Origin of the sequence: Teichococcus vastitatis, from assembly GCF_003604215.1 — a bacterium.
GTDB classification, from domain to species: Bacteria; Pseudomonadota; Alphaproteobacteria; order Acetobacterales; family Acetobacteraceae; genus Pseudoroseomonas; species Pseudoroseomonas vastitatis.
Genome location: NZ_QXGS01000006.1, coordinates 114261 through 133938, shown reverse-complemented (window position 1 = coordinate 133938; position 19678 = coordinate 114261). Strand labels below are relative to the sequence as shown.

General features: G+C 65.1%; 20 protein-coding genes. 7 read left to right on the top strand and 13 right to left on the bottom strand.

The window, feature by feature from the left end; genetic code table 11:
• Positions 1–5: 5 nt before the first annotated feature.
• The 8 genes from D2K64_RS11250 to D2K64_RS11215 form a co-directional block, all read right to left on the bottom strand.
• On the bottom strand, positions 6–455 hold the full coding sequence (locus tag D2K64_RS11250; RefSeq protein ID WP_120008442.1) for a DUF892 family protein: 450 nt from the start codon (positions 453–455) through the stop codon (positions 6–8).
• A gap of 40 nt (positions 456–495) precedes the next feature.
• Positions 496–996 (bottom strand): YciE/YciF ferroxidase family protein, encoded by a 501-nt coding sequence (locus D2K64_RS11245; protein WP_120008441.1) that lies wholly within the window; start codon positions 994–996, stop codon positions 496–498.
• Positions 997–1032: 36 nt separating this feature from the next.
• A complete protein-coding gene (locus D2K64_RS11240) occupies positions 1033–2229 on the bottom strand; it encodes a DUF3618 domain-containing protein (RefSeq protein ID WP_120008440.1) in 1197 nt (398 codons plus the stop codon).
• Positions 2226–2618, bottom strand: a complete 393-nt coding sequence (locus D2K64_RS11235) for a phage holin family protein (RefSeq protein WP_120008439.1) — start codon at positions 2616–2618, stop codon at positions 2226–2228. Before D2K64_RS11235 ends, D2K64_RS11240 begins: the two co-directional genes overlap by 4 nt.
• Positions 2618–3346 (bottom strand): hypothetical protein, encoded by a 729-nt coding sequence (locus D2K64_RS11230; protein WP_157985816.1) that lies wholly within the window; start codon positions 3344–3346, stop codon positions 2618–2620. Before D2K64_RS11230 ends, D2K64_RS11235 begins: the two co-directional genes overlap by 1 nt.
• A 166-nt stretch (positions 3347–3512) precedes the next feature.
• The gene (locus D2K64_RS11225) at positions 3513–4589 is read right to left on the bottom strand and encodes a YihY/virulence factor BrkB family protein (protein ID WP_202910635.1); all 1077 of its coding nucleotides are present in this window, start codon (positions 4587–4589) and stop codon (positions 3513–3515) included.
• 477 nt (positions 4590–5066) lie between these two features.
• Positions 5067–5705 carry a glutathione S-transferase family protein gene (locus tag D2K64_RS11220; protein WP_120008437.1) on the bottom strand — a complete coding sequence of 213 codons (639 nt, stop codon included), beginning with the start codon at positions 5703–5705 and terminating at the stop codon, positions 5067–5069.
• Positions 5706–6153: 448 nt separating this feature from the next.
• Entirely contained in the window at positions 6154–6618 is a 465-nt protein-coding gene (locus tag D2K64_RS11215) for a DUF2254 family protein (protein WP_157985815.1), read from the bottom strand.
• A gap of 356 nt (positions 6619–6974) precedes the next feature.
• On the opposite strand from D2K64_RS11215, the gene D2K64_RS11210 reads away from it, so the two are divergent.
• The 5 genes from D2K64_RS11210 (at position 6975) to D2K64_RS26150 (ending at position 9475) form a co-directional block, all read left to right on the top strand.
• Positions 6975–7286: a hypothetical protein gene (locus D2K64_RS11210; RefSeq protein WP_202910634.1), complete on the top strand. Its 312-nt coding sequence runs from the start codon at positions 6975–6977 to the stop codon at positions 7284–7286.
• A gap of 182 nt (positions 7287–7468) precedes the next feature.
• Positions 7469–7786, top strand: coding sequence for a MerR family transcriptional regulator (locus D2K64_RS24365; RefSeq protein WP_157985814.1), 318 nt, complete (start codon positions 7469–7471; stop codon positions 7784–7786).
• Between the two features lie 3 nt (positions 7787–7789).
• Positions 7790–8092 carry a hypothetical protein gene (locus D2K64_RS11205; RefSeq protein WP_120008435.1) on the top strand — a complete coding sequence of 101 codons (303 nt, stop codon included), beginning with the start codon at positions 7790–7792 and terminating at the stop codon, positions 8090–8092.
• A 2-nt stretch (positions 8093–8094) separates the two neighbouring features.
• Positions 8095–8463, top strand: a complete 369-nt coding sequence (locus D2K64_RS11200) for a hypothetical protein (RefSeq protein WP_120008434.1) — start codon at positions 8095–8097, stop codon at positions 8461–8463.
• A 76-nt stretch (positions 8464–8539) separates the two neighbouring features.
• Positions 8540–9475 (top strand): DNA N-6-adenine-methyltransferase, encoded by a 936-nt coding sequence (locus D2K64_RS26150; protein WP_120008433.1) that lies wholly within the window; start codon positions 8540–8542, stop codon positions 9473–9475.
• A 27-nt stretch (positions 9476–9502) separates the two neighbouring features.
• Here D2K64_RS26150 and D2K64_RS11190 read toward each other — a convergent pair whose 3' ends face one another.
• The 3 genes from D2K64_RS11190 to D2K64_RS25935 all read right to left on the bottom strand — a co-directional run bounded on the left by D2K64_RS11190 (position 9503) and on the right by D2K64_RS25935 (position 12938).
• Entirely contained in the window at positions 9503–10327 is an 825-nt protein-coding gene (locus tag D2K64_RS11190) for a HEPN domain-containing protein (protein WP_157985813.1), read from the bottom strand.
• Positions 10328–10479: 152 nt separating this feature from the next.
• The gene (locus D2K64_RS11185; RefSeq protein ID WP_238384142.1) at positions 10480–12441 is read right to left on the bottom strand and encodes a MobA/MobL family protein; all 1962 of its coding nucleotides are present in this window, start codon (positions 12439–12441) and stop codon (positions 10480–10482) included.
• Between the two features lie 362 nt (positions 12442–12803).
• Positions 12804–12938 carry a hypothetical protein gene (locus D2K64_RS25935; RefSeq protein ID WP_274379299.1) on the bottom strand — a complete coding sequence of 45 codons (135 nt, stop codon included), beginning with the start codon at positions 12936–12938 and terminating at the stop codon, positions 12804–12806.
• A 1201-nt stretch (positions 12939–14139) separates the two neighbouring features.
• Here D2K64_RS25935 and D2K64_RS11175 point away from each other — a divergent pair.
• Together D2K64_RS11175 and D2K64_RS24360 are read left to right on the top strand one after the other, a co-directional pair.
• Positions 14140–14385: a helix-turn-helix domain-containing protein gene (locus D2K64_RS11175; RefSeq protein ID WP_120008429.1), complete on the top strand. Its 246-nt coding sequence runs from the start codon at positions 14140–14142 to the stop codon at positions 14383–14385.
• A gap of 8 nt (positions 14386–14393) precedes the next feature.
• On the top strand, positions 14394–15254 hold the full coding sequence (locus D2K64_RS24360; protein ID WP_157985812.1) for a hypothetical protein: 861 nt from the start codon (positions 14394–14396) through the stop codon (positions 15252–15254).
• Here D2K64_RS24360 and D2K64_RS11170 read toward each other — a convergent pair.
• Positions 15211–16725 (bottom strand): Eco57I restriction-modification methylase domain-containing protein, encoded by a 1515-nt coding sequence (locus tag D2K64_RS11170; RefSeq protein ID WP_120008428.1) that lies wholly within the window; start codon positions 16723–16725, stop codon positions 15211–15213. The two genes, D2K64_RS24360 and D2K64_RS11170, sit on opposite strands and share 44 nt — an antisense overlap.
• Before the next feature lie 578 nt (positions 16726–17303).
• Positions 17304–19592: a replication endonuclease gene (locus D2K64_RS11165; RefSeq protein WP_120008427.1), complete on the bottom strand. Its 2289-nt coding sequence runs from the start codon at positions 19590–19592 to the stop codon at positions 17304–17306.
• Between the last annotated feature and the right edge of the window lie 86 nt (positions 19593–19678).

Below are 19678 nucleotides of genomic sequence, written 5' to 3'. Positions count from 1 at the left end.
GGATCTCAGAGGCGGCTGGAGGCTTCTTCCATCCATTGGCGATGCCGCAACTCATCCTGCAGCGCACGCTCGAAGATCGGGCGGGCTTCCGCCGTGACCTCGGGATGCTTCACCGCGCGCTCGTAAGCGGCGACGGTGTCCTCCTCGTTGGTGCGCATCGCCTTGATGGTGGCAGCGTCGCCGAAGATGCTGGCCATGGCTACCTTGCCGGTGGTCAGCAGCTGCTTCATGTCGCCGCCTTCCGTGACAGGCTCGCCGAGGTTGGTGGCGATCCGCTCCAGCTCCTGCACGTGCCGGTCGTGATCGCCCTTAAAGAGGGCGATCTGCTGCTTCGCCTCCGCATTCTCGAGGCGTTCGATCGTGGACTCATAGGCCGCGATGGCATCGTGCTCCAGCGTCAGCAGGTTCTGCACCAGCTTGGTGAAGGTGCTCTCGGTTCCGACCGTGGTGACCATATGGCTTTTCCTTGATTGTTGCCGCGATCCGTCGCGCCGCTCAGGCGGCCTTGGCGTCGGACAGGGCAGCCGGCAGGATGCCCGAGCGCGTCACTTCCGTGAGCAGCTCGTCCTGCTTCTTCTCCTCGGCCAGCGTCGCCGCCAGCAGATCGGCCACCTCGGTCTGGCCCAGCGCCTTGGACAGCTCGACCATGGTGCCGTAGGCGGCGATCTCGTAGTGCTCCATGCGCTGCTGGCTGGCCACCATCACCAGATCCAGCACCGGACCCTTCTCGTATTCTTCCATCTCATGCTGCGCTTCCTCGACCAGGCCGCGCATCGCCTCGCACACCTTGCGGCCGGGGCGGGCGCCGAGCTTCTCCAGCGCCTGCTCCACGCGGTCACGCTGGGTTTCGCTCTGCTCGATATGCGCCTCGATCCCCTGCTTCAGCTTCGGGTCGGAGGCCTTGCGCATCATCTTGCGCATCGCCTGGATCGCCTGCTTCTCGGCGCTGAAGGCGTCCTTGAGCTGGTCAACCATCATTTCATCAAGCTGTGCCATGGGCTTTTCCTTGTTGCTGTGTATCGATCCGGCCGCTTAGTGCCGGATGCCGCCGGGGGTCGTCGTCGAACCCAGCCCGGCCACGCGGACCGGCTGCGGCTCCGGCTTGTCCGCCGGCTTGTCCGTCGCGCTGCCCGCCGGCTTCTCGGCTGCGGTGTCGGTCGACTTCTCGGCCGATTTGTCCTCGACGCTGGACTTGGCGACCTGGCCCAGATCCTGCGTCGTCTTCACCGCCACGCTGGCCACGCCCTGCACCGCATCCTTGGCGGCGTCCACGAGTCCTGTGGCACGGCCATCCTGCTTCAGCGCGTCGGCGGCCTCGCCGGCCCGCTCCGTCACCACAGACTTCGCTTCCTCGTAGTGATGCTGAGCCGTTTCGGTGACCTGATGGCGCACCGCGTCGCTGGCCTCGCCCATCAGGCGGTCCTCGGTGCGGGTGCGCGGCAGCATGGCTCCCAGCGCGGCGCCGAGCAGCAGACCCATGCCGCCGATGATCAACGGCTGCGCCGGACCGGCGCGGTCCCAGCTGTCGCGCATCTGCCCGCTCAGGTAATTCGCCTGGCCATAGGCTCGGTCCATGCCCTGCGAGGCCATGTCACGCATGTCATGGCTGCGCGCCCGCATCGCATCGCCGGCGGAGGATGCATGACGGCCGAACTGCGACGCCTGGTGGGAGGCGGAGGACGCCGCGCCGCTCACCGCATCGCGCACGCTATCGGCTGCCGAACGGATCGCCGATCCGGCGCTGCTCACCGCACCGCTCACCGCGCCGGCGGCGTTGCTGGCGGCATCGCCCACCGTTCCGGCCGCGCCGCTCGCCGCGTTGGACACGCGCTCGGTGGTGGAGGGCCCGCTGCTGGACGAGCCGTGCTGGCCCGCCACGCCGTAAGGGCGTTGCGCGGCATTGTCATAGGGCAGCAGCGGCGTCCGGCCCGGATACACCTCGCGATGCACCGTCGTTTGGCCGCGATTCTGGTTCGACAGCATCATCCAGCCGATGCCGGCGCCCACCAGCAAAAGCGGCAGCGGATTGTCGCGGACCGAGGCGCCCAGGTTGCGGGTGAACTCGGCACCGCCCGAGGAGCGCGCGTAATCCACGACCTGGTCCATGATCTGGCCGGGCGAGAGGCTGCCGCGCAGCTGTTCCAGGGTGTCGGACACGCTGGCGCGGGTCCGCTCCACATCGGCCTCGATCTCGGCCGCAGAGCGGTTGTCATGCTGGTGATCGCTCATCGCACGGCCTCCTTGGCCATCGTTGCATCGCGGGAAAGCTGTTCCGTGGTGCGCTTCGGCATCAGGCTGTCGGCCTTCATCGCATTCATGCCGCTGCGCAGCAGGATGTAGGCGATCAGCGCGACGACGCCGCCGACGATCAGCCCGGCCAGCGGCGTGGACACGCCGAAGCTGACCAGCAGGGCCACCGCCGCCTGCAACAGGATCACCACGCCGGCCATCAGCAGCGCGGCGGCAACGCCGATCGACGCGGCGCCGGCCCCGAGCTTGGAGACCTTTTCACTGACCTCCGTACGGGCCAGCTGCATCTCCTGCTGCACCAGCGAGGAGGATTGCCGCACCAGGTCGGACAGCAGGTCAGGAACCGATTTCTGTGGATCGAGCGCCATCACACCCTCCCCGCGTCAGGACCGGGCATACTGCCGGGCAAGGCGGTGCCCGGCCGGTGCGCCGCGGCGCCGCCCAGCGTGGCCGCCGGCAGCGTCGCCGGCTTGAACTCGCCCTCGCGCTCGCCGGTCCAGCCGGGCGCGCGCTCCGCCGACGGGCGCGTGGTGTAGGGCCCGGGCCCCCGCCGCGGCATCGTCGAACCGGACGTGGAATAGCTCTGCTGCTCGCTGGAGCTGCGGGCGAAGCGCACCGCCGCGAAGCCGGCCAGCATGGCGGCGCCGAAGAAGGCGGCCGGCTGGCGTTGCGCGAAGCCGCTCACCTCCTGCATCAGCTCGCCCACATTCCGCTGCCGCAGCGACTGCGCCATGCTCTCGATGCTGTCGGCCGCGCTGCGCACGTGCCGGGCGATTTCGGGCGACTGGTCTTCCAGATCATCGGCGATCCGCCGCGCTGCCTGCGCCAGACCTTCGCCCTGCTGCGCGCCGGCTTCCTTGCCCTGTTCCGCCAGGGCCGACGCCCTTTCGCGGGCCGTGTCGGCGAGATCCTGGCCGACGGCCTTGACCTCGCTGGTCACATCCTGGGCCGCGCGGCTGCCTTCGGCCTGCACCGATTGCGCCGCCTGCTTGGCATCTGCGGTCAGGCCCGCATTGGTGTTCTGGTCACGCTGCGTTCCGGGCATGATGGGGGACTGGCCCGGCGCTCGGTTCGCTTCTGGGTTAGACGGTTCCATGTCCAATTCCTCATTGTCACGGGCGACGGCCTGGTGGCCACGAAGCGACGGATTGCGTCCGTTGCCGGTCAGGCAGCCGGATCCGTCGGGCTGTGTCGGGAATGTCCCAGGCCTGCGAACAGTTGCGTGGCCATGAGACATCTCCGTGATTCTGTTCATGCGCGGGTCATGCGCCCGGCTTGGCGACGGTGTCCGCCATGGCGGCGCCACGCTGTCCCATCGGCCGCTCCGGCCCGGTGGTGGTATCGGCCACGGTTTGCCGCTCCAGCTCCGCGTCCAGCTCGGCGCCCACCAGCACCACCGTGGCCGAGAGCCACAACCAGGTCATGAAGCCGATCACCGCGCCGAGCGGACCATAGGTCTTGTCGTAGCTGCCGAAGTTCGACGCGTACCAGGAGAAGGCGATCGAGAAGACGAGCCAGCTGAAGGCCGCGAAGGCCCCGCCCCAGCTGACCCAGCGCCATTGCGCGCGCTCCCGGCTCGGGCCATAGCGATAGATGCAGGCCAGGGCCACCGTGACGATCAAGAACAGCAGCGGCCAGCGCCCGAGGCGCAACGCCCATTCCAGCGCACCGCCGCCGCCGATCACGTTCAGCACCACCGGCAGCACAACCACCGAGCTCAGCGCCAGCATCAGAAACACGATGCCCGCCAAGGTGAAGCTCATGGTGACCACGGTGCGCCAGACGAAGCTGCGCTTCTCCTTCTCGTCGTAGACGATGTTCAGCGCGTCAAACAAAGCCTTGGTGCCGGCATTGGCGCTCCACAGCGCGGCGAGGATGCCCGCGATGGCGCCGAAGCCCAGCGCCCCGCTCTGCTGCGCCGCCAGGCTGCGCGTTCGCTCCTCGATGATCTGCATGCCGCCGCCGGGCAGGATGCCGGAGGCTTGCTGCAATTCGTTCGAGATGGTGTTGGGATCGGCCACCAGCCCATAGAGCGACACCAGCGCGGTCAACGCCGGAAACAGCGCCAGCAAGGCGTAGAAGGTGACGCCGGCCGCCTCCGTCAGCACGCGGTCCTCGGACACGCCGAGGGCCGTGCGCTTGAGCACATCCCACCAGCCCCGCGCCGGCAATTGCTGCGGCGCTGTGGCGCGGTTGCCGTGTGGATCGGCCCCGCCGCCGCTGCCGCCGGGTGCCTGGGGCGGCCCGCCCCCCGCGGGCGCTTTCCGGGGCCGGATGCCCGCCGCGGCCAGCCCGACACTGGCGGCCAGGCCAGCCAGCTTTCGTTGGGATGCCTCCATTGTGCCTCTCCTGACCGCGCTTCTCGCGGCATTGCCGTGGATGCCGGGACCGTGCTTCCCGAGCCTGCGGAATGCCGCGATGTGATGCGTTGGCGCGGCAGTCCACCGGCAGCAACTCGCGGCCGCGAAGCGGAGTTTCCGGCTACCTCCCGCGCGGATCCGCCGACCAAGCTCGTGCTGGCCGGATCACGGCCGGATGCCGCGCCCAGGGACGAGAAAACCAGTTGGCGACCGGATCGAATGGCCGTGCATCAGGCGCGGCTTAGGTACGAAAACGTACATTCAGCCCGTTGTACGAGATCGTACAAAAAACCTCTGGCCGCTTCGCACCCGCGACGTTCCGACCCGCAACGGAGGTCTGCCACGCGGCTCCGGATGTTCCACCCGCCGACCGCCACGAGGCGTACGGTGCCCGTCCGTTTCCGGGAGGACGATGCGGTGGCCGCAAAAGATCGGGAAGGAACCGGCGCGCCCGCGTCAGCCGGCCGCAGTGCCGAAATGCCGTGCCCAGACCGGCGCCACCCGCGAGCGTGCGGCGACGGCCTGGGCAAGCCGCTCGATCGCCGGGCAGTGCCGCGGCATCCAGGCTTCGCCGCCCATCCAACGGGACAGCACCGCGAGATAGGCATCGGCCACGGTGAAGCGCTGGCCGAGGATCAGGGGCGCCGGCGCCGCGTCTCGCGCGATGATGGTCCAGATCTCCCGCGCCATCTCCACGGCGCGAACACGGATCGCCTCGGCGTGGGCCGGGTCGGCGCTGAAGCGCTCGGGATAATCGCTGCGGGTCACGCAGGGATAGATCTCGCCGGCCGCCAGTGTCATCCAGCGCAGCGCCACGGCCCGGGCGGGATCGTCGGGCGCGGGCAGCAGGCCGGCCTCCGGGTGCCGCCCCTCCAGCGTCAGGAGAATGGCCAGGGATTCCGTCACCACGGTGCCGTCCGGCAGGATCAGCGCCGGCACCCGCCCCATGGGGTTGATGTGCCGGAACTCCTCGCCCAGCTGCGCGCCGGCTTCCAGGGACACGTCGCGCAGTTCCGCCTCGACGCCGATCTCGGCGAGGGCGATCTCGACGATGGCGCCGCCGGAACGGCGGTCGGTGTAGAGGACATATCCCATGCCCGCAGCTTGTCAGGGGTGCCGCTCGTCAACAAGAGGATCAAGACCGCAGCGGAACCGTCACGGCCAGGCTTGCGCAGGCCGGCGCTTCCGGAAACATCCTCGCCAATGGCAAGTATTGGCTGGAAGGTAGGCCCCAAGGTCCGGAAAGACGATTTCTCGGAAATACGAATTTGAGGAAACAAGAGAATTAGGGCCTATTCGGCCGCGAACCCGCCTCTACCACCGGTTACCCTGTTCAACCGGGAAACGACAGGAATGGGTGCCGGAAGATGTAGGCCACGGCGGCGGCGCCCCCGCGGAGAGCCAGCGGCTGCGCGGGACATCCCTGAGGATCTTCAAGCAACTGACGAAGAGACGGATCGCGGCCAGGCAGGCGGCAGTCAGTCAGTCATGCAGCGAGACGATGAGGCATCTCGCCTTCTGCAGGTCGCTCGACGCCATAGGATCATGGGCCGGCGTGCAGAATGACGGATGGTTCCGGTGCCTTTCCGCGGCTCAGTGTTTGTTCAACGCGAGCCAGGCTGCGCTGGATGTCGCGCTGGTCGCCGGGTTCCGCCGCTGCGCGCAGGCCAGCCTCCGCCACCATGCGGGCGTGGCGGGCGAGCGCCTCATGGTGCTCTGCAACACGGGCATGCTCAGCGAGCCGGGCGAGCGCCTCAGTAAGGTGGATGACCACTGCCGGGTGACTTGCTCCGGCCTGGCGGATCTGGTGGAAGGCTGCATCGGCGAGGCCCGTATAGGTCGTCACCTCCCGTACGACACGGACCTGCCCTCCATCATCACGCAGCACCCCTGCGGGGAGCCGCCGGTCAGTGAGCCGCGTTAAGCAGCCACGCAGCCGGTCAATGACCACAATGGCGGTGAAAGGATCGTTGGTGCCGGGAGAGAGAGCCCGCACCGCGACCTCCAAGCCGCACCCCGCCTGCTGCACAGGAGCGCTATACAGAAGCGGCTCGCTTCTCGTTTAGGTGACTGATTTGACGAAAAAACAGGTTGGTTGGGGCGCCAGGAGCGTTATGCCTCAATTCGCCATAACCGCCTGCTTCTGCTAGAAAAATCAGTGTCCGGAAGCAGCCTCGAACCCATTGTGTAGCACACACCTGCTACACATAGCATCAGCATGCGCGCAAGCCCAGGAACCTCTCCCGCAGGCGCTGCGCAGGGCGCGAGTTAGCAACCCGGCCTATGCAAGAGCGATCACCGGAGTCTGCGGGCCTCCAGAGTGGGCGCCCCTCATAAGACGATAGGCAACTGAGGAGACAGCCGGTGGGGCCTCCTCAGGACCGCGTGCCGGAGGTCGTGCCTGGCCTTCCGGACCGGCTTATCCCGCAGGACGCTCCTGCTGCCGCCCTGCTCAGGAGGCGCACCCTGACCGCGCTCTACAACACGCGCCGCATGCCCGAAGGCGCTTGGCTGGACAACCTGCACCACGCCCTCGATGCCGCCGTGGCCGAAGCCTATGGCTGGCCCGCCGATATCACCGAGCCGGATGCGCTAACCCGCCTGCTGGCCCTGAACCACGTCCGGGCCAGCGGCCCTGCTGCTGTGGCGATACCTGCCGCGGAGGCTGATGCCTGATCGTTCAAACTGGCGCACAGAAAAGCTTGATCGTGCCCAGAGATTCCCCCTATAGTTGATTTAAGCCCGGTTCTACTCTCCCTGCATCAATCTGGGGAGCGTCTTGCAACCGAGAGCTTGACGCGAGGCTCTGTCCGCGAGGGGCAGAGGGAGCCGCAGGCTGAGAGGTCAGCGGAGAGGCCGTGGTCCTTGTGATCACGGAAGAAATCGAACCGGGCTTGGACGCTCCTCGGCTTAAAGCCGGAGATCCCACCGTGCCTACCCTGTCACCAAAAGCCTTCAACACCCGCGACGCAGCGGCGCTCTGCGGTTCGTCCGCGAGCCATTTCGCCAAGCTCCGCCAGCGAGGTGATATGCGTCGGTCCGGCCTGCCTGAAGGGCCCCGCTTCCGTCGCATCGGCCGCAAGGTCATCTACCTTCGCGCCGATCTCGAGGCCTGGCTGGCGTCGCTTACCGACAACACGGCCGCGACTAGCCCCCTTCCCAGCGAGGAGGGCTAAGTCATGCCGTTCATCCTCAAGGCTGCCGCTCTGGCCACTGGACGGCGGCTGCTCCTCGTGTCGACCGCCACCAATGGTTGCCACTGGGCGCGCCCTGTTTGGCTCTCCCTCGTGATGACGGATGGGACGCCGTACACTCGCCGCGACGGCAAGGGTGTCTTGCGCACCTTCCGACGTGCGCGGGCCGACTCGCGCTATCAGGGCGATCGCAGCAGCTACCGAGCAACCTACAACTCGCTTGTCTCCGATCTGGAGCGTCTTGCTGCGGAGGCGGGCGGTACGATCTTGCAAGAGGGGGAGGTCTGAGCATGTTTGTGCTCCCCTTCTCCGCCTTCGGGCAGGGCCCAGGCGGCGACATTTGCCGCCGCCTGGGCATCCAGATCGAAACCTGCCGGTCTTGGAACGACCTCACATTGGCTGCGCTCCGGCGGAACCGTGACGGCGCTCTGGTCGAAGAGGCTGCCCGTCTCGGCCGCATTCTGGCTCCTGGGGAGCGGGTCGTCTTGCATGCCCTCCTCCACGCCCTCGATTTCGACGCGGTCGCGGATGACTTGGCGGGCGGTCGAACATGGTGGCGGATGTCGATCGTCGGCGGTCCCCACCGCGATGCCGTGCTCGCCTGCCTCGTCCGGCGCGATGACCCGCTGTCATCAAACGACGAAGAAATTCCGTGGTGACGGAGGCCGGAGGTCAACCTCCGGCCAACTTTCTTGCGCCAAAATCTCCGACAGTTCTTCTTTCTGACGACGTGTCATGCACCAAAACCGCCTACATGTATCCGCGCTCGGCCTGGCGCTGGCGACACTGCGCCGGGGCGCCAACCTTTCACAGGTCGAAGTAGCCGAGCGTGCCAAGTGCGCTCGAACAACGGTCATCTCGGCCGAGGCTGGGCGTGGCGCTGCGTCCGCATACTTGGCCCTGGCAACGGAGCTGGAGCACGAGATCAGCGGTCGCTCGCTGCCTCCAGGAGCGACTCTCTCTGAACGGCTTGCTGCCCTTAGGGCACGCCAGGGTACCAGCCGCCGGGACTTGGCGCGACAGGCAGATGTTAGTCCGACCACCCTTGCTACCATGGAAGGCGGTAGCTTGGGCCACTTGGCCGCGGTGGAGCGAGTTGGCATTGCCTTGGGCGCTGGCCTACGGCTAGTGCCGCGAGGCGCATCACCTGGGTTCTGGACGAATGCAGCGGCTTCGTCGGCGTACGAGGCATGGACCACTCCGCCGGACCTCCTGGCGCGGATTTACCCTCTGCTGCCTGAAGGCCGCTTCTGCTTGGATCCCTGTTCCCCGACGGCGGATAAACGGCGGGCGCCAGTGCGTGCGATGCTGCACTACACGGCGGAGGACGACGGACTGTCGCTCCCGTGGCGCGGACGGACCGTTTGGCTAAATCCACCTTACGGCCGCAGTACCGGCTCTTGGACCGCGAAGGCCCGGATTGAGGTATCTACTGGCAACGTAGGAGCCGTGTTCGGGTTGTTCCCTGCACGAACCGATACGCGGTGGTGGACCGATGTGGCAGGGCATGCCGATGTCCTGATGCTGCGGGGGCGCCTGAAATTTGGTAACTCTACGGCACCCGCGCCTTTCCCGTCGGCCCTGAGCATTTGGGGCGGCGATGACGCATTGAGACTCGGTCTACAGAGGGCGTTCTCGGAAGCGTGGTACATCAACCGTCCTGCCGGATAGGGCCGGGTAAGCGGTCGGGGGGGGCGCTCAAGATAGTCCGTGCCTCTGCTTTGCGCTTGCGACCGCCTTCTCGATCTCACCCACGACGTCGGGAGAGCCATTTCTTCCGGTGGGAAGTTGGACGTTCCGAATGAGCCAGTCTGCCAACTCAGCGGCCTCCCCCACCGCATCGGCTTCCCCTTCACCCAGGGGCTCGAAGATGTGCCGGAAGATGACCGAGTTGAACGAGGCCGACCCGCCCCGCATCGATGCGTGCCGAAAGTCGGAGGGAGCGAAAGAAAAGTTCAAATTCAGCGCGGCAAGGCGGAGCAGGGTGTCCTCCTTGGCGAGGATGAGATTGTCCAGGGGCAAGCCATAAAGGGCGAAGCGGAAGTCCGGTTGTGCGACCAGAACCTCCTTGTATTTCGGCAGCCGCTCGCCGTCGGGCCAATCGGAGGCGATCCGCTCATTGAGGGGGAGGACCAAGCGGCGAACGGCCCAAACAAGCTCGTCCAGCATGTGCAGGTCCTGCGAGAACGTGTTGTAACCGTAGATCAGGTAACGGTTATCGGCGTTGCCATACCGCACGAGGTGCGCAATGAACTCCTCCGTCGTGCGGTCGAACCAAGTGGGAATCGCAAGCTTTTCTGGCTTCGGCAGGCACCCAGGTAGAAGGCTCCCAGCGAGTTCCTTCACCTGGGCATAGAGACCTTCAATATCGTGCCCGAACCTCCTGGCCGACTTACCATTCATCAGCAGGACGGCCTTCAAATATTTTTCCGTCGCGTGCAGGGCCAGCCAGAGAAAGTCCGTGTAAAGAGCGTTAGCGCAGCACCAACGGGCCGCAATGTAGTTCTCATCAGCCGTATGCACGAATATTTCATGCACAACGGCGGTTTTCAGTGCTCTAAGCCGCATCCCTGCCTCAAGCTTCAGATTTAGTCTCTTAGCAGCCAATACAACGATGGTGCCATTGTCGAGATAGATGTTGCGTTAGGCTCCTACTCCGTATGGCAGCGTCCTGGTCAGGCTCTCGGTCGCCATTTTGGCCCGGGTACAGGCTCCTGCTCCCCCCTGCGTCTCTCATCCTCCATCGCGTGTTTCCTCTCGGCCATCCTGTCCTGACGTCGATGCCATTCGGCTGCGGCCGTTTCCACGTCGAACATCCGCCCGGTGCGGACGGCCTTGATCGTCGCCTCGTCACCCGCCAACGCAGCGGCCGTGGCCCGTCGTGCCGCCGTCAGCCGCGCCGGATCGGCCTCCACCTGCCGTTCGGACGCCAACAGCGCCCGCAGGGCCGCCGCGCGGGGATCGCGCGGCAATGCACCGGTGACCACTGCCTCCGCCGCGACTTGCTGCCGTTCGGCCCGCCACGCCTCCGCCCGGGCTGCGGCTGTCGGCAGGTCCGTGCGCGCGGCGGCCGCGATCGTCGCCTCGTCGCCTTCCGCGATGGCCGCCATCACCACCTCGGCCGCCGCCCTCATCCGCCGGGCAGCCTGGGTCTCGGCCCGGTCCACCCAGGCCACCAGGGCATGCCGGTTCGCCTTGGCCGCCCACTCCGCCGCCGCCCGGGCCGTCCGCACATCGTTCTCGTACCCGCGGCCGATGCGGTCCGCGTCCTGCCGGGCGGCCAGCGCGGCAGCCGCCAAGCGCCGGTGCTCCGCCCGCCATCGGGCATCCGCTAGGCGTGTCCACCAGCCTGACCCGCATCTGTGGTCCCAAACCGCCTGCCGTGCCGCCCGCAACCGCTCCACCGCTTCGTCCCGGCGCCGGGTGAGCCGCCCCCGCGCCTCCGTCGCCAGCGCATCAGCGTCCACGGACCCGGTCGGACGTCCGCGAAGAACCCGGTCGGCGGCCCTGATGACCTCCTCAATCCGGCGCCGCGCCGCCGCCGCCGGATCTTTGCGGGCGAAGCAAGCCCGGCGGGCCTCCCGTACCGCCAGCGCCGCCCGCGCGGTCGCGTCGCCAGCGGCCGCGCGCTCCTCAATCCAGCCGCCGAAGGTCGGGAACATGGGTTCGGCCGCCGCACTAAACATGCGCTCCGCCTGCTGCGCCACGGTGAGCGCCTGCCGCTGCCCGGCATGCCGGTGTACCTGCACACCGAGGACGATGGTGCGAATCGTCCGGCTGCCGCGCGTCACGGCGTAGGTCAGTGATCGCGCGTGCCGCTGCCCGGACCGGAGCGAGTCCCGCTCGGCGGCGTGCCGCCGCTGCTGCGCCGCCCGGGCCGTCTGGCGCCGTACGCGGAGCGCGGCGTAGTGCTCGGCGGCGGCCGCGGCGTAGGCCGCCCGCGCCTCCTGCCAAGCAATCTCCCGCCGCGCCGCCGTCCGCTCCGGTCGCCAGGCCAGGACCTCCCGCACCGGCCCGGCTGCTGCACTCTCCGGCGCCGTCCGGTGCGCGGTCCAGGCCGCCCGCGCCACGTTCGCCTCGGCCGCCGGGCCGGGGATGCCCCGCGCTTCGTGGGTGCGGTGGTCCACCCGGAGGACGACGCCGTTAGCCTCCAGCCAAGCATTTGTCGCCGCAGCGACCCGGCCGCGCATCGCCCGACCCTCCTCGGCGCGGAACGCCTGGTTCCAGGCTCGCTCCTTCGTGGCGGCGAATCCGGCGCCATCGAGGCGGCGCAGGGTCAACAGCACGTGGGCATGGGGCTGCTCGGCGCCATCGGATGCCATGGGGCAGTGCAGATCTACCTGCGCTGCCATTCCCTCCGTGACCCAAGGCGCCACCACCGCACGCACCAGGTCCATGCGCCGGTTGATCGGGATGGCACGCGGAATGGCGAACTCCACCAGGCGGGCCACCTGCGCATCACCGCGGCGCTCTGCATCCTCTGCCGCTTGCCAAAGGGCGGCCGGGTCAGCCGCCCAGGCCGGTGCGCCTTCGGGCAGCAGCATCGCATGCCCGATATGCTCGGCCCTCTTCCGACGAAAATCGTAGGGCTTGCCGTCCCGCCTCTCCACGCGAGCGCACCGCTGGTACGCCGACATCTTTCGGGCGTCCTGGCCCGCGCTGCGCTGCACGACGCCAAACTGGACGTGGAATAGCTGGCACATCGCGTGTCTCCGCCGCAGGCGAGCCGACGTTCCGCAGGAATGTATAGGCGAGACTGCGGCTCCGCCGCCCTTTGGCTGCTCTCTATCAAGTATTGTCTTCTGAAATTTAGATCTTCAAGATCATTGAATCTGACGTCGACTTGATCTCACCTTCGTCTAAGGGGACGGAGACTTCTGAGATGACGGCCAAATTGTTGACGGATGCGGAGATAGAGCGCCGCCTACTGGTTGCGCGCGATGCAGAGCGCCGGGCGCGGGCGCGGGTCGCACGGCTCAAGCGCGCCGCAGGAACCGCGTCACGGCGCTTGCTCACACAGCGGAAGTGCACGCTTGGTGGTGTGCTGCTCGCAATTGCCGGGCGCGACACCGAGGCGGACCGGCGGCTCGTCGCCTTCGTCGGCCAATTCCTCGCTGCCCACCCCCCCATCCATCGAACGCTCGTGCGCTGGAGAACACTCCATTCGCCGCCCCCGCTGTGCAGGAGACCTGAGCCATGCCCTCACTCCCACCCCCTTGGATCTCCGACCTGGATCTATTGCGCCTGATCATGCGGATTACCGGCTGGCCGCGTGCGCGGATTGACCTTCGCGCCTGGCGCCGCGCCATTGAGCGTGAGCGGGCACGGGTCACGCGGCGGCGCCTCGGCTTGCGGCCCCTGCCACCGCAAGACCGCGCTGCGCTCGCCGCCTCCGGCATCCTGCTTGACCTACTGGCGTCGTCGGAGGCGCAGGCGGTCATCGCGCTGCTCTGGGCGGGGCACTCCCTAGCGGTCGAGCTGCTCGATGCTCAGGCGCGAGCGCTTTACAACCGCATGCTGACGGAGCGCGGCCTGGACCGGGACATCCGAGCTAACATCGAGGGGCTGCGGCAGTATGCAAACGAGAAGGCGGCGCCGCATGGTCGCGCGCCTTGCAGCGGTTTGGACCCGGCGTATGCGCTGCCCGCCGACGCCTTGGCGGCGCTGAATGCGGCGACCCCAGAGGCATTGGCCGAATGGCGCGACCGGCTCTCCGCCGCGCGCCGCGCTCCAGCCACACGGCCCCACCTCCTGCGTAGGCTGCGGACCGAGGGGGCTGCGGCACGCCGGGCGTACCCGGAGCTGGATCTCTGTCGTCCGGCGCCCGGGCCTTCTCGATCCGTCTGGCCACAGCCTTCACCGACGGTAGCTTCAGAAGGGGATGGTGAGCCAGAGCGCCCTCCTGCGCCGATGCGGCATCCCTGACCGGCCTGCTGTCTGGCACGGCGCGGTAATTCCAGTTCGGTGAAGCAGATTACGGTTCGGAACTGTCTCCCTGCGCATGTGCTTGCGGAGTGATCACTCCTCCGACTGCCCTGCCACGGGCCGCATTCGCCTCTTCTCGGCCCCTCGACGCAGGGCAACCATAGTCCGGCTCCAGGATGGAAGCGGACGCATGCGTGGAGATTACGGCCTCAGCCCTAATCGGACCTTGATGTTCTGCATCAGACAGCCCCGGAAGCTGACACCGAGTGCATCACGTAGCTGGTCCTGACCACAGGCCATGTCCCGCTGATCTCACACCAGCGGCGGCCCACTTTCAGGACGAGCGGTTAGTCAAGATTGATACTTATAGTCCGTGTATTTAGGGTCACAACCCTTGCCTTTTTAGAGAGATGGAAACAACGGACTCGGCTTTCGATGACGAAAGGATCCGATTTGGTCGGCGCGTGCGTTATCTTCGGCTGAAAGCTTGCATGTCCCAAGAAGACCTTGCAGATGCGTGCGGCCTCGACCGCACGTACATCGGTGGGATTGAGCGCGGCGAGCGAAATCCGAGCTTGAAGAACATCTTGAAGCTCGCTGGCGCGTTGCGCGTCACCATACCCGAGCTGTTCGCCAACGCTTCAGAGGCAGACTGATTAGAAGTATGGTTGATAAGACAAGACTACTGCCCGAACTTCATGCAAGTCTTACGCCTGCAATTGAGAAAATTGCGAAGTCGGGGCTGACGCATCAGCAGAAAGCGCAGCAGGCCAACACACTCGTTACTGAGCAGCGCAATAGGCTTGTGGAGGCCATAAAAGCGCTCCCAAAGGAAGAGCGCGGAACCGCGGCTTTAGTCATCCAGTATTGCTGTACCGTTGTTGGACTAGAGTATCGTCACCGCGTATGGCCATACGAGTATATGGCGTTCTCCCGTCGGATTGGCGAGTTGTGGGAAGCATTTTGCCGTACTGCATGGACTTACCCGGTTGATGCCACTGTCGCGCGGATGGACGCCCCCAATTTTTCGGATGTGCGAAGCGCGCTTCTTGAGCGGATTACATCCAACCTGGGCGTGCACGATAAGGCCAAGGAGGTGATGTCTGACGTATCGACGTTGTTCGAGATCGTCGGAGACATAAACATGAAGGAGGATGAGGTTTTCCGCAAGGCCGATATTCCCCACGTTATCGACTTCAAGAGCGGCTTTGGTTCCAACGAGAAGGGGAACATGCTCCGGCTTCTTACCGTAGGGCGGGCGTACCGAATCTGGGACCATAGAACAAAGCTAATGCTGCTGGTGCGGCAAGATGAGAACAACAACTATCTGAAGGTTTTGCTCCGCTCTAAACTCTGGGAAGTCCATACCGGAGCTAACACTTACAAAAAAATTGAAGAAATAACCGGCGCAGACGTTCAGTCAATAAGAGAGGGGGTGATTGATTGGCGCGCTGATTTAAGCCCTGAATTCTACAATTATCTCAAGTCGCAGCCAACCGACCTGACGGCCTATCTTGCTTGGTAAGGTGACGGCCCACAAACAGGTCGCATGTCTCCGTTTCTAATGCGCCTTTCTCGCGAGCGACTGCGACAATACGCGTCGCCTCAGCAAAGTCTGCTTTGGTGAATACTGGAATCGGAAGCCTCTTTAGGTAATTGGCGGAATTGTTTGCACTGCCGTTCACCATCTCGTTCCGAAGCTCGGTTGCAATTGAGGAATTGAGGTAAAGTAAAAATGCATAGCGCGCTTCTGAATCGAAGGGGAATACACCTACAACTCCTTGGTCAAACACCGCGTTATCCATCAGCGAAGCTGATATACGGCGGGATGTAACCATGGGAACCGCTATTCCAGGTTTGAAGTAGTAGCTTGAGTTCTGTAGGCGAGCCTTCTTGTCATTTTTATAGAATTCGAGCGCTTCTTTATCCCACCGTATTGCCCAAGCGGTTTTCTCCGCGAAAAGGCGGTGCCCTCCTCTAATTAGAGGCACATAGGTCCTTGCACCAGCTAACCCATGCTGTCTTTCGGAAGCACTCAACTCATCAACACAGACCTGTTCCCAACTAATAGAATGGCCATTTAAGCGTTTATTTATGCGCGCCGCGTCGAACCCAATAAATCGGCCATTGTCTCCGGTGTAAATGCCAGTCTTACAATCTGCCACTTCGCCGAGTCTTGTCCAGCCATCCGTATCTGAGCGGACCTCGCACATGCTTGCGCGCCAACCCGCATCAATGAAGTTCTGTAGATCGGTGCCAGAAAGCGAGAACATGGCGCCGTCTGGCTGCGCCATCAAAGGAAGACGGTCGTCAAAGGCCTCGATCCAAATCAAGGATGTCTGGGGTGATGTAGGCCGCTTGTTCCCCGCGATGATGCAGAGGTTTCCATACCCGAAGTTGACCGTTTCGAAGCGTCTGGAGGGAAAACGGATGATGTGCGAGGGCGCGCCAGTACTGAAGATATAACGTCGTAGGGATGAATGATTTCTACTGGTTAGAAAGGTGTCAGGCAGTAGAAATACATACCGTCCGTTGTTTCTTAGTAGCATGAGAGAGAACGCAAAAAAAAGTCCGTAAGATTCACGAACGTATAGATTTGGGAACAGGGACTTTAATCGCTTTCGGTACCCAGTGCTAAAAAACAAGCCGAACGGCGGATTGGAAATCACAGCATCATAGTCTCGTCGCAGATGGTTCAAGTCTGCGAGCATAAAGCCGTCGGCGAACAGGTCTATGAAGTCCGCGTGATGAGTGTTCAGCGCCATGTCGGCATACCGCTGTCTGGTGAGAGCCAAGACAGCCGGGTCCACATCGATAGCGTCAATATGCCTGGGCGATCCTTGAAGCCCATTAAGGAGGGCGCCGTTGCCGACACTAGGTTCGAGCAACGTCAGCCCTTCGACGTTCCCAAGGAGTTGAGTCATTGCAGAGTTTACTTCAAGCGCATCGGTAAAATATTGCTTGAGCGCAGTCTGCTGGATGAGGGTCGTGGCCATAGGATCTCTTAGGTGTGATACCTATAAGCATCTTTAAGGCCGCTTGAGGCGACGGGCAAGTCTATTGCTCGCTTGCCACTCAGCCGCCTTCACCTAGGCTAGGTATCTGCTCTCGACCGCTTTTCACCGTTTGCGATCAGCGCACCGGCTCTCCCATTCCTCAATTCCGTTAGGGAAAGGCAGAAGCGCTATCCGGAGGTTAGCGAGAATTTACAGCGGGTCGAGGGCAGCGGAGCGGGAGCTGCCGCCGGATGTCTGCTTCTCCGGCGTCCTGCCTCGTGAGTGGACTGACCGCCTATGGCCAGATCATGCCATTGAGAGGCGGAGTAGGAGACCGGTTCCTATGTCCCCTGAACAGGCTAGAGCAGATGTTCAGGGGGAAGTTATCAAAGGCGCCACCTGCCCTGAGCGGCTGCTCTGAGCCGTAACTCGGATTCAACTCGCCCGGGCTACGCCGTGCTAGCGGCGTGGCCCGGCCCGCGACGCCCCTCCCCACTGGGGGAGGGGCTAGCATCGGGAGGGGGCATGGCCTCGGTCAGCCTTCATCTCAACCGCTTCTCTCTTACCCCTTGGCACTCTCATACGGAGAGGTCACGTTGTCCCCGTCCTCCACTCAAACTGTGTGATTGCCGTAGGTCCAGCGCCTGTTTAGCCGCTCTCTCACACCATAGTTGCCAACTCCGCACGCTTTCCACTGCGCGCCCGGCGGCTTCGGCTAAGCTAAGCCCCCGTTCCTGCCAATGCGCTGTCCATATTCTTGTGTCCCGGCGGCGTGCGATCAGGGCTTCCAGCGCCTTCGCCGCGGCTAAGTCGCCTGGATCAGCGCCCGGGGGCGGCGCCGCAGGCGCGTCCCTTGGAGCAATTGCCACAACTGTAACCTGATTTCCGTTCTGGGACGGCAGCGGTACTTCAGCACCCTTCACAGCAGGCACGAGTTCCGCCTCCTGCCGCTTTAGCGGCATGCTCTCGCCTGTATCATTCCAGGCCGTCACAGTGCGGGTGCGCTTCTGTCCGCGTTTCGTGACGTACTCCTCCTGTACCGTCTCCCGCACCTCCTCTCGAATGGTGGTCGGCCGCTTTGTTGGCCGTCCGTACTCCGTCGTTGTCTCTTCATAGCCAAGGCGCAGGCGACCGTCCCCTCTTGGCAGCCCGCCGATAAGCCGAAGTGCCTGCGCCGCAGCCGCCGCTTGGTCGCGCCGCGCCACTTCCCGCTCCGGCGAGTCCGCCTCAGTGGTTTTCGCTGCTGCGCCATAGGCTTCGCAGCGCCGCATCGCCGCCCGTGCCATCGCCGCACGGCGGGGCAGGAGTTCATCGTCCGGTGAGGTCCAGAGGCGCTGCCATATTCGTAAGCTGCCGTGGACGCCGACTAAGCGCATGCGACGGATGCCGCGGGACGATGCCCAGGCCCGGTGCCGCTCCGCACCCTCCCTGCCCGCGCTCATCGTTTCCTCGTCGTCGAGGCTCTTGAGTACGTATTTCATCACGTAGCTGGCCGGAGAGGCGTACCGCTTCATAGTGCCGTCGGTGCGGCGCCGGTCGGGGCGCTTCCGCACGATCTCCAGCCTAGCCTGTCGGTCGGGGGCAAGGTCGCGCAGGATGCCGCGCAGAACCATGGCCGTGCCGAGCCGCCGCTCTTTGTGCTCGATGTATTTTGGGAGCCAGACCATGGCGTGGAGGTGCGGAGTGCCATCCTTGTGCGGCTCCGGAACAGCGATGCCGAAGTACTCGCGGAGAGGTTCGTACTTCGCCAGCCGCGCCCGTATCCACTCCCACCGCTTCTGTAGCTGCGTCCACTGTGCCCGCGGCCCAAGGGCGGGGTTCCAGTCATCGTTGGCGCGGGCGTGTGGATAGCTGCCGTCCATTGCGCGCGCCCCGGCCGTGAATGGGTGATAATCGCCTGGCAAGGTTAGCGTAATGAAGAATGCCTGCATGTCGTGCTCGTCGCCATGGTGCTCCATCCCTTTCACTACGGCGTACATCTGGGCGCGGCGAGACTTGCGCGAGCAGGCCTGCACCTCCGCCAGCGGCACCTCGTCGCCGCTCTCGAAGCGGACCACGGTGGCGCTCGCCCAGGCCAGGCTCCTGGCCTGCACCTGTCGCCATGCCCCGAGGGTAAACCGGCTCACGGCAGGGGAGGCCGGTCCCACGAGCCGCAGAGCGCAGTCGAGCCATGCCTGTGCCCGGCGCACCTCCGTTCGGATATGCCGACGCTGCCACCGCGGGCATTCGCGCTCCGCCTGGAGCCAAGGCTGGTTGCGCTCTGCCTCACGCCAGCGCGGCGAAACTACATACGCCTCCAGCCATGCTCGCGCCCGCTCCTCCGCCACTGCGCGGATCTGCCCCTCATCCCCCAGGGCAAGGCGCATGCCGATTTCACCCGCGCCCTCGATAATGCGGTCCTCGCCATCGGCAGCGGGAAGCACCCCTAACGTGCGCAGCGTCTCGCCAGCCGCCAGCGCTCGGGCGTAGCGGCTCCGCAGGCCCTTATCGGTGTCCCTCCGATGGTCAATTGGCCGTCTCACCGTCGCCACCAGGTCGGCGAGGTCCGGCACGCAGCCCCATCGCTCACGCGCCGCCGTGGCCTGGAGGATGGCGTAGGCATACGTGCCGGGAAGATGGACGAGTGCATCGGTGACGGACTGCGCTTCCGCCTGCGCCGCCCGCAGCGACCTAGTCTTCTCGTCCAGCGCCTCCGCCGTGGCGCGGTGCCGCTCTACCGCCGCCTCGATCGCGGCGACGCGGGTTGCGTGGACTTCGGCATCCGCTCGCAAGTCCTGCGCGGCGAAAAGAGCCTTGATGTCGTCCGTATCGGTGCGCGTGTCGGCAAGGTGCCTTAGGCGCCGCTGAGCGGCTCGCGGCGCAGGCAATGCAAAGATGCGCGCCGTTGCATCGCTCTTGTCAACAGTGTCAACTTTTCTCGGAGTGTCTTGGGCTGCTGGGAAAACCGGGGTTT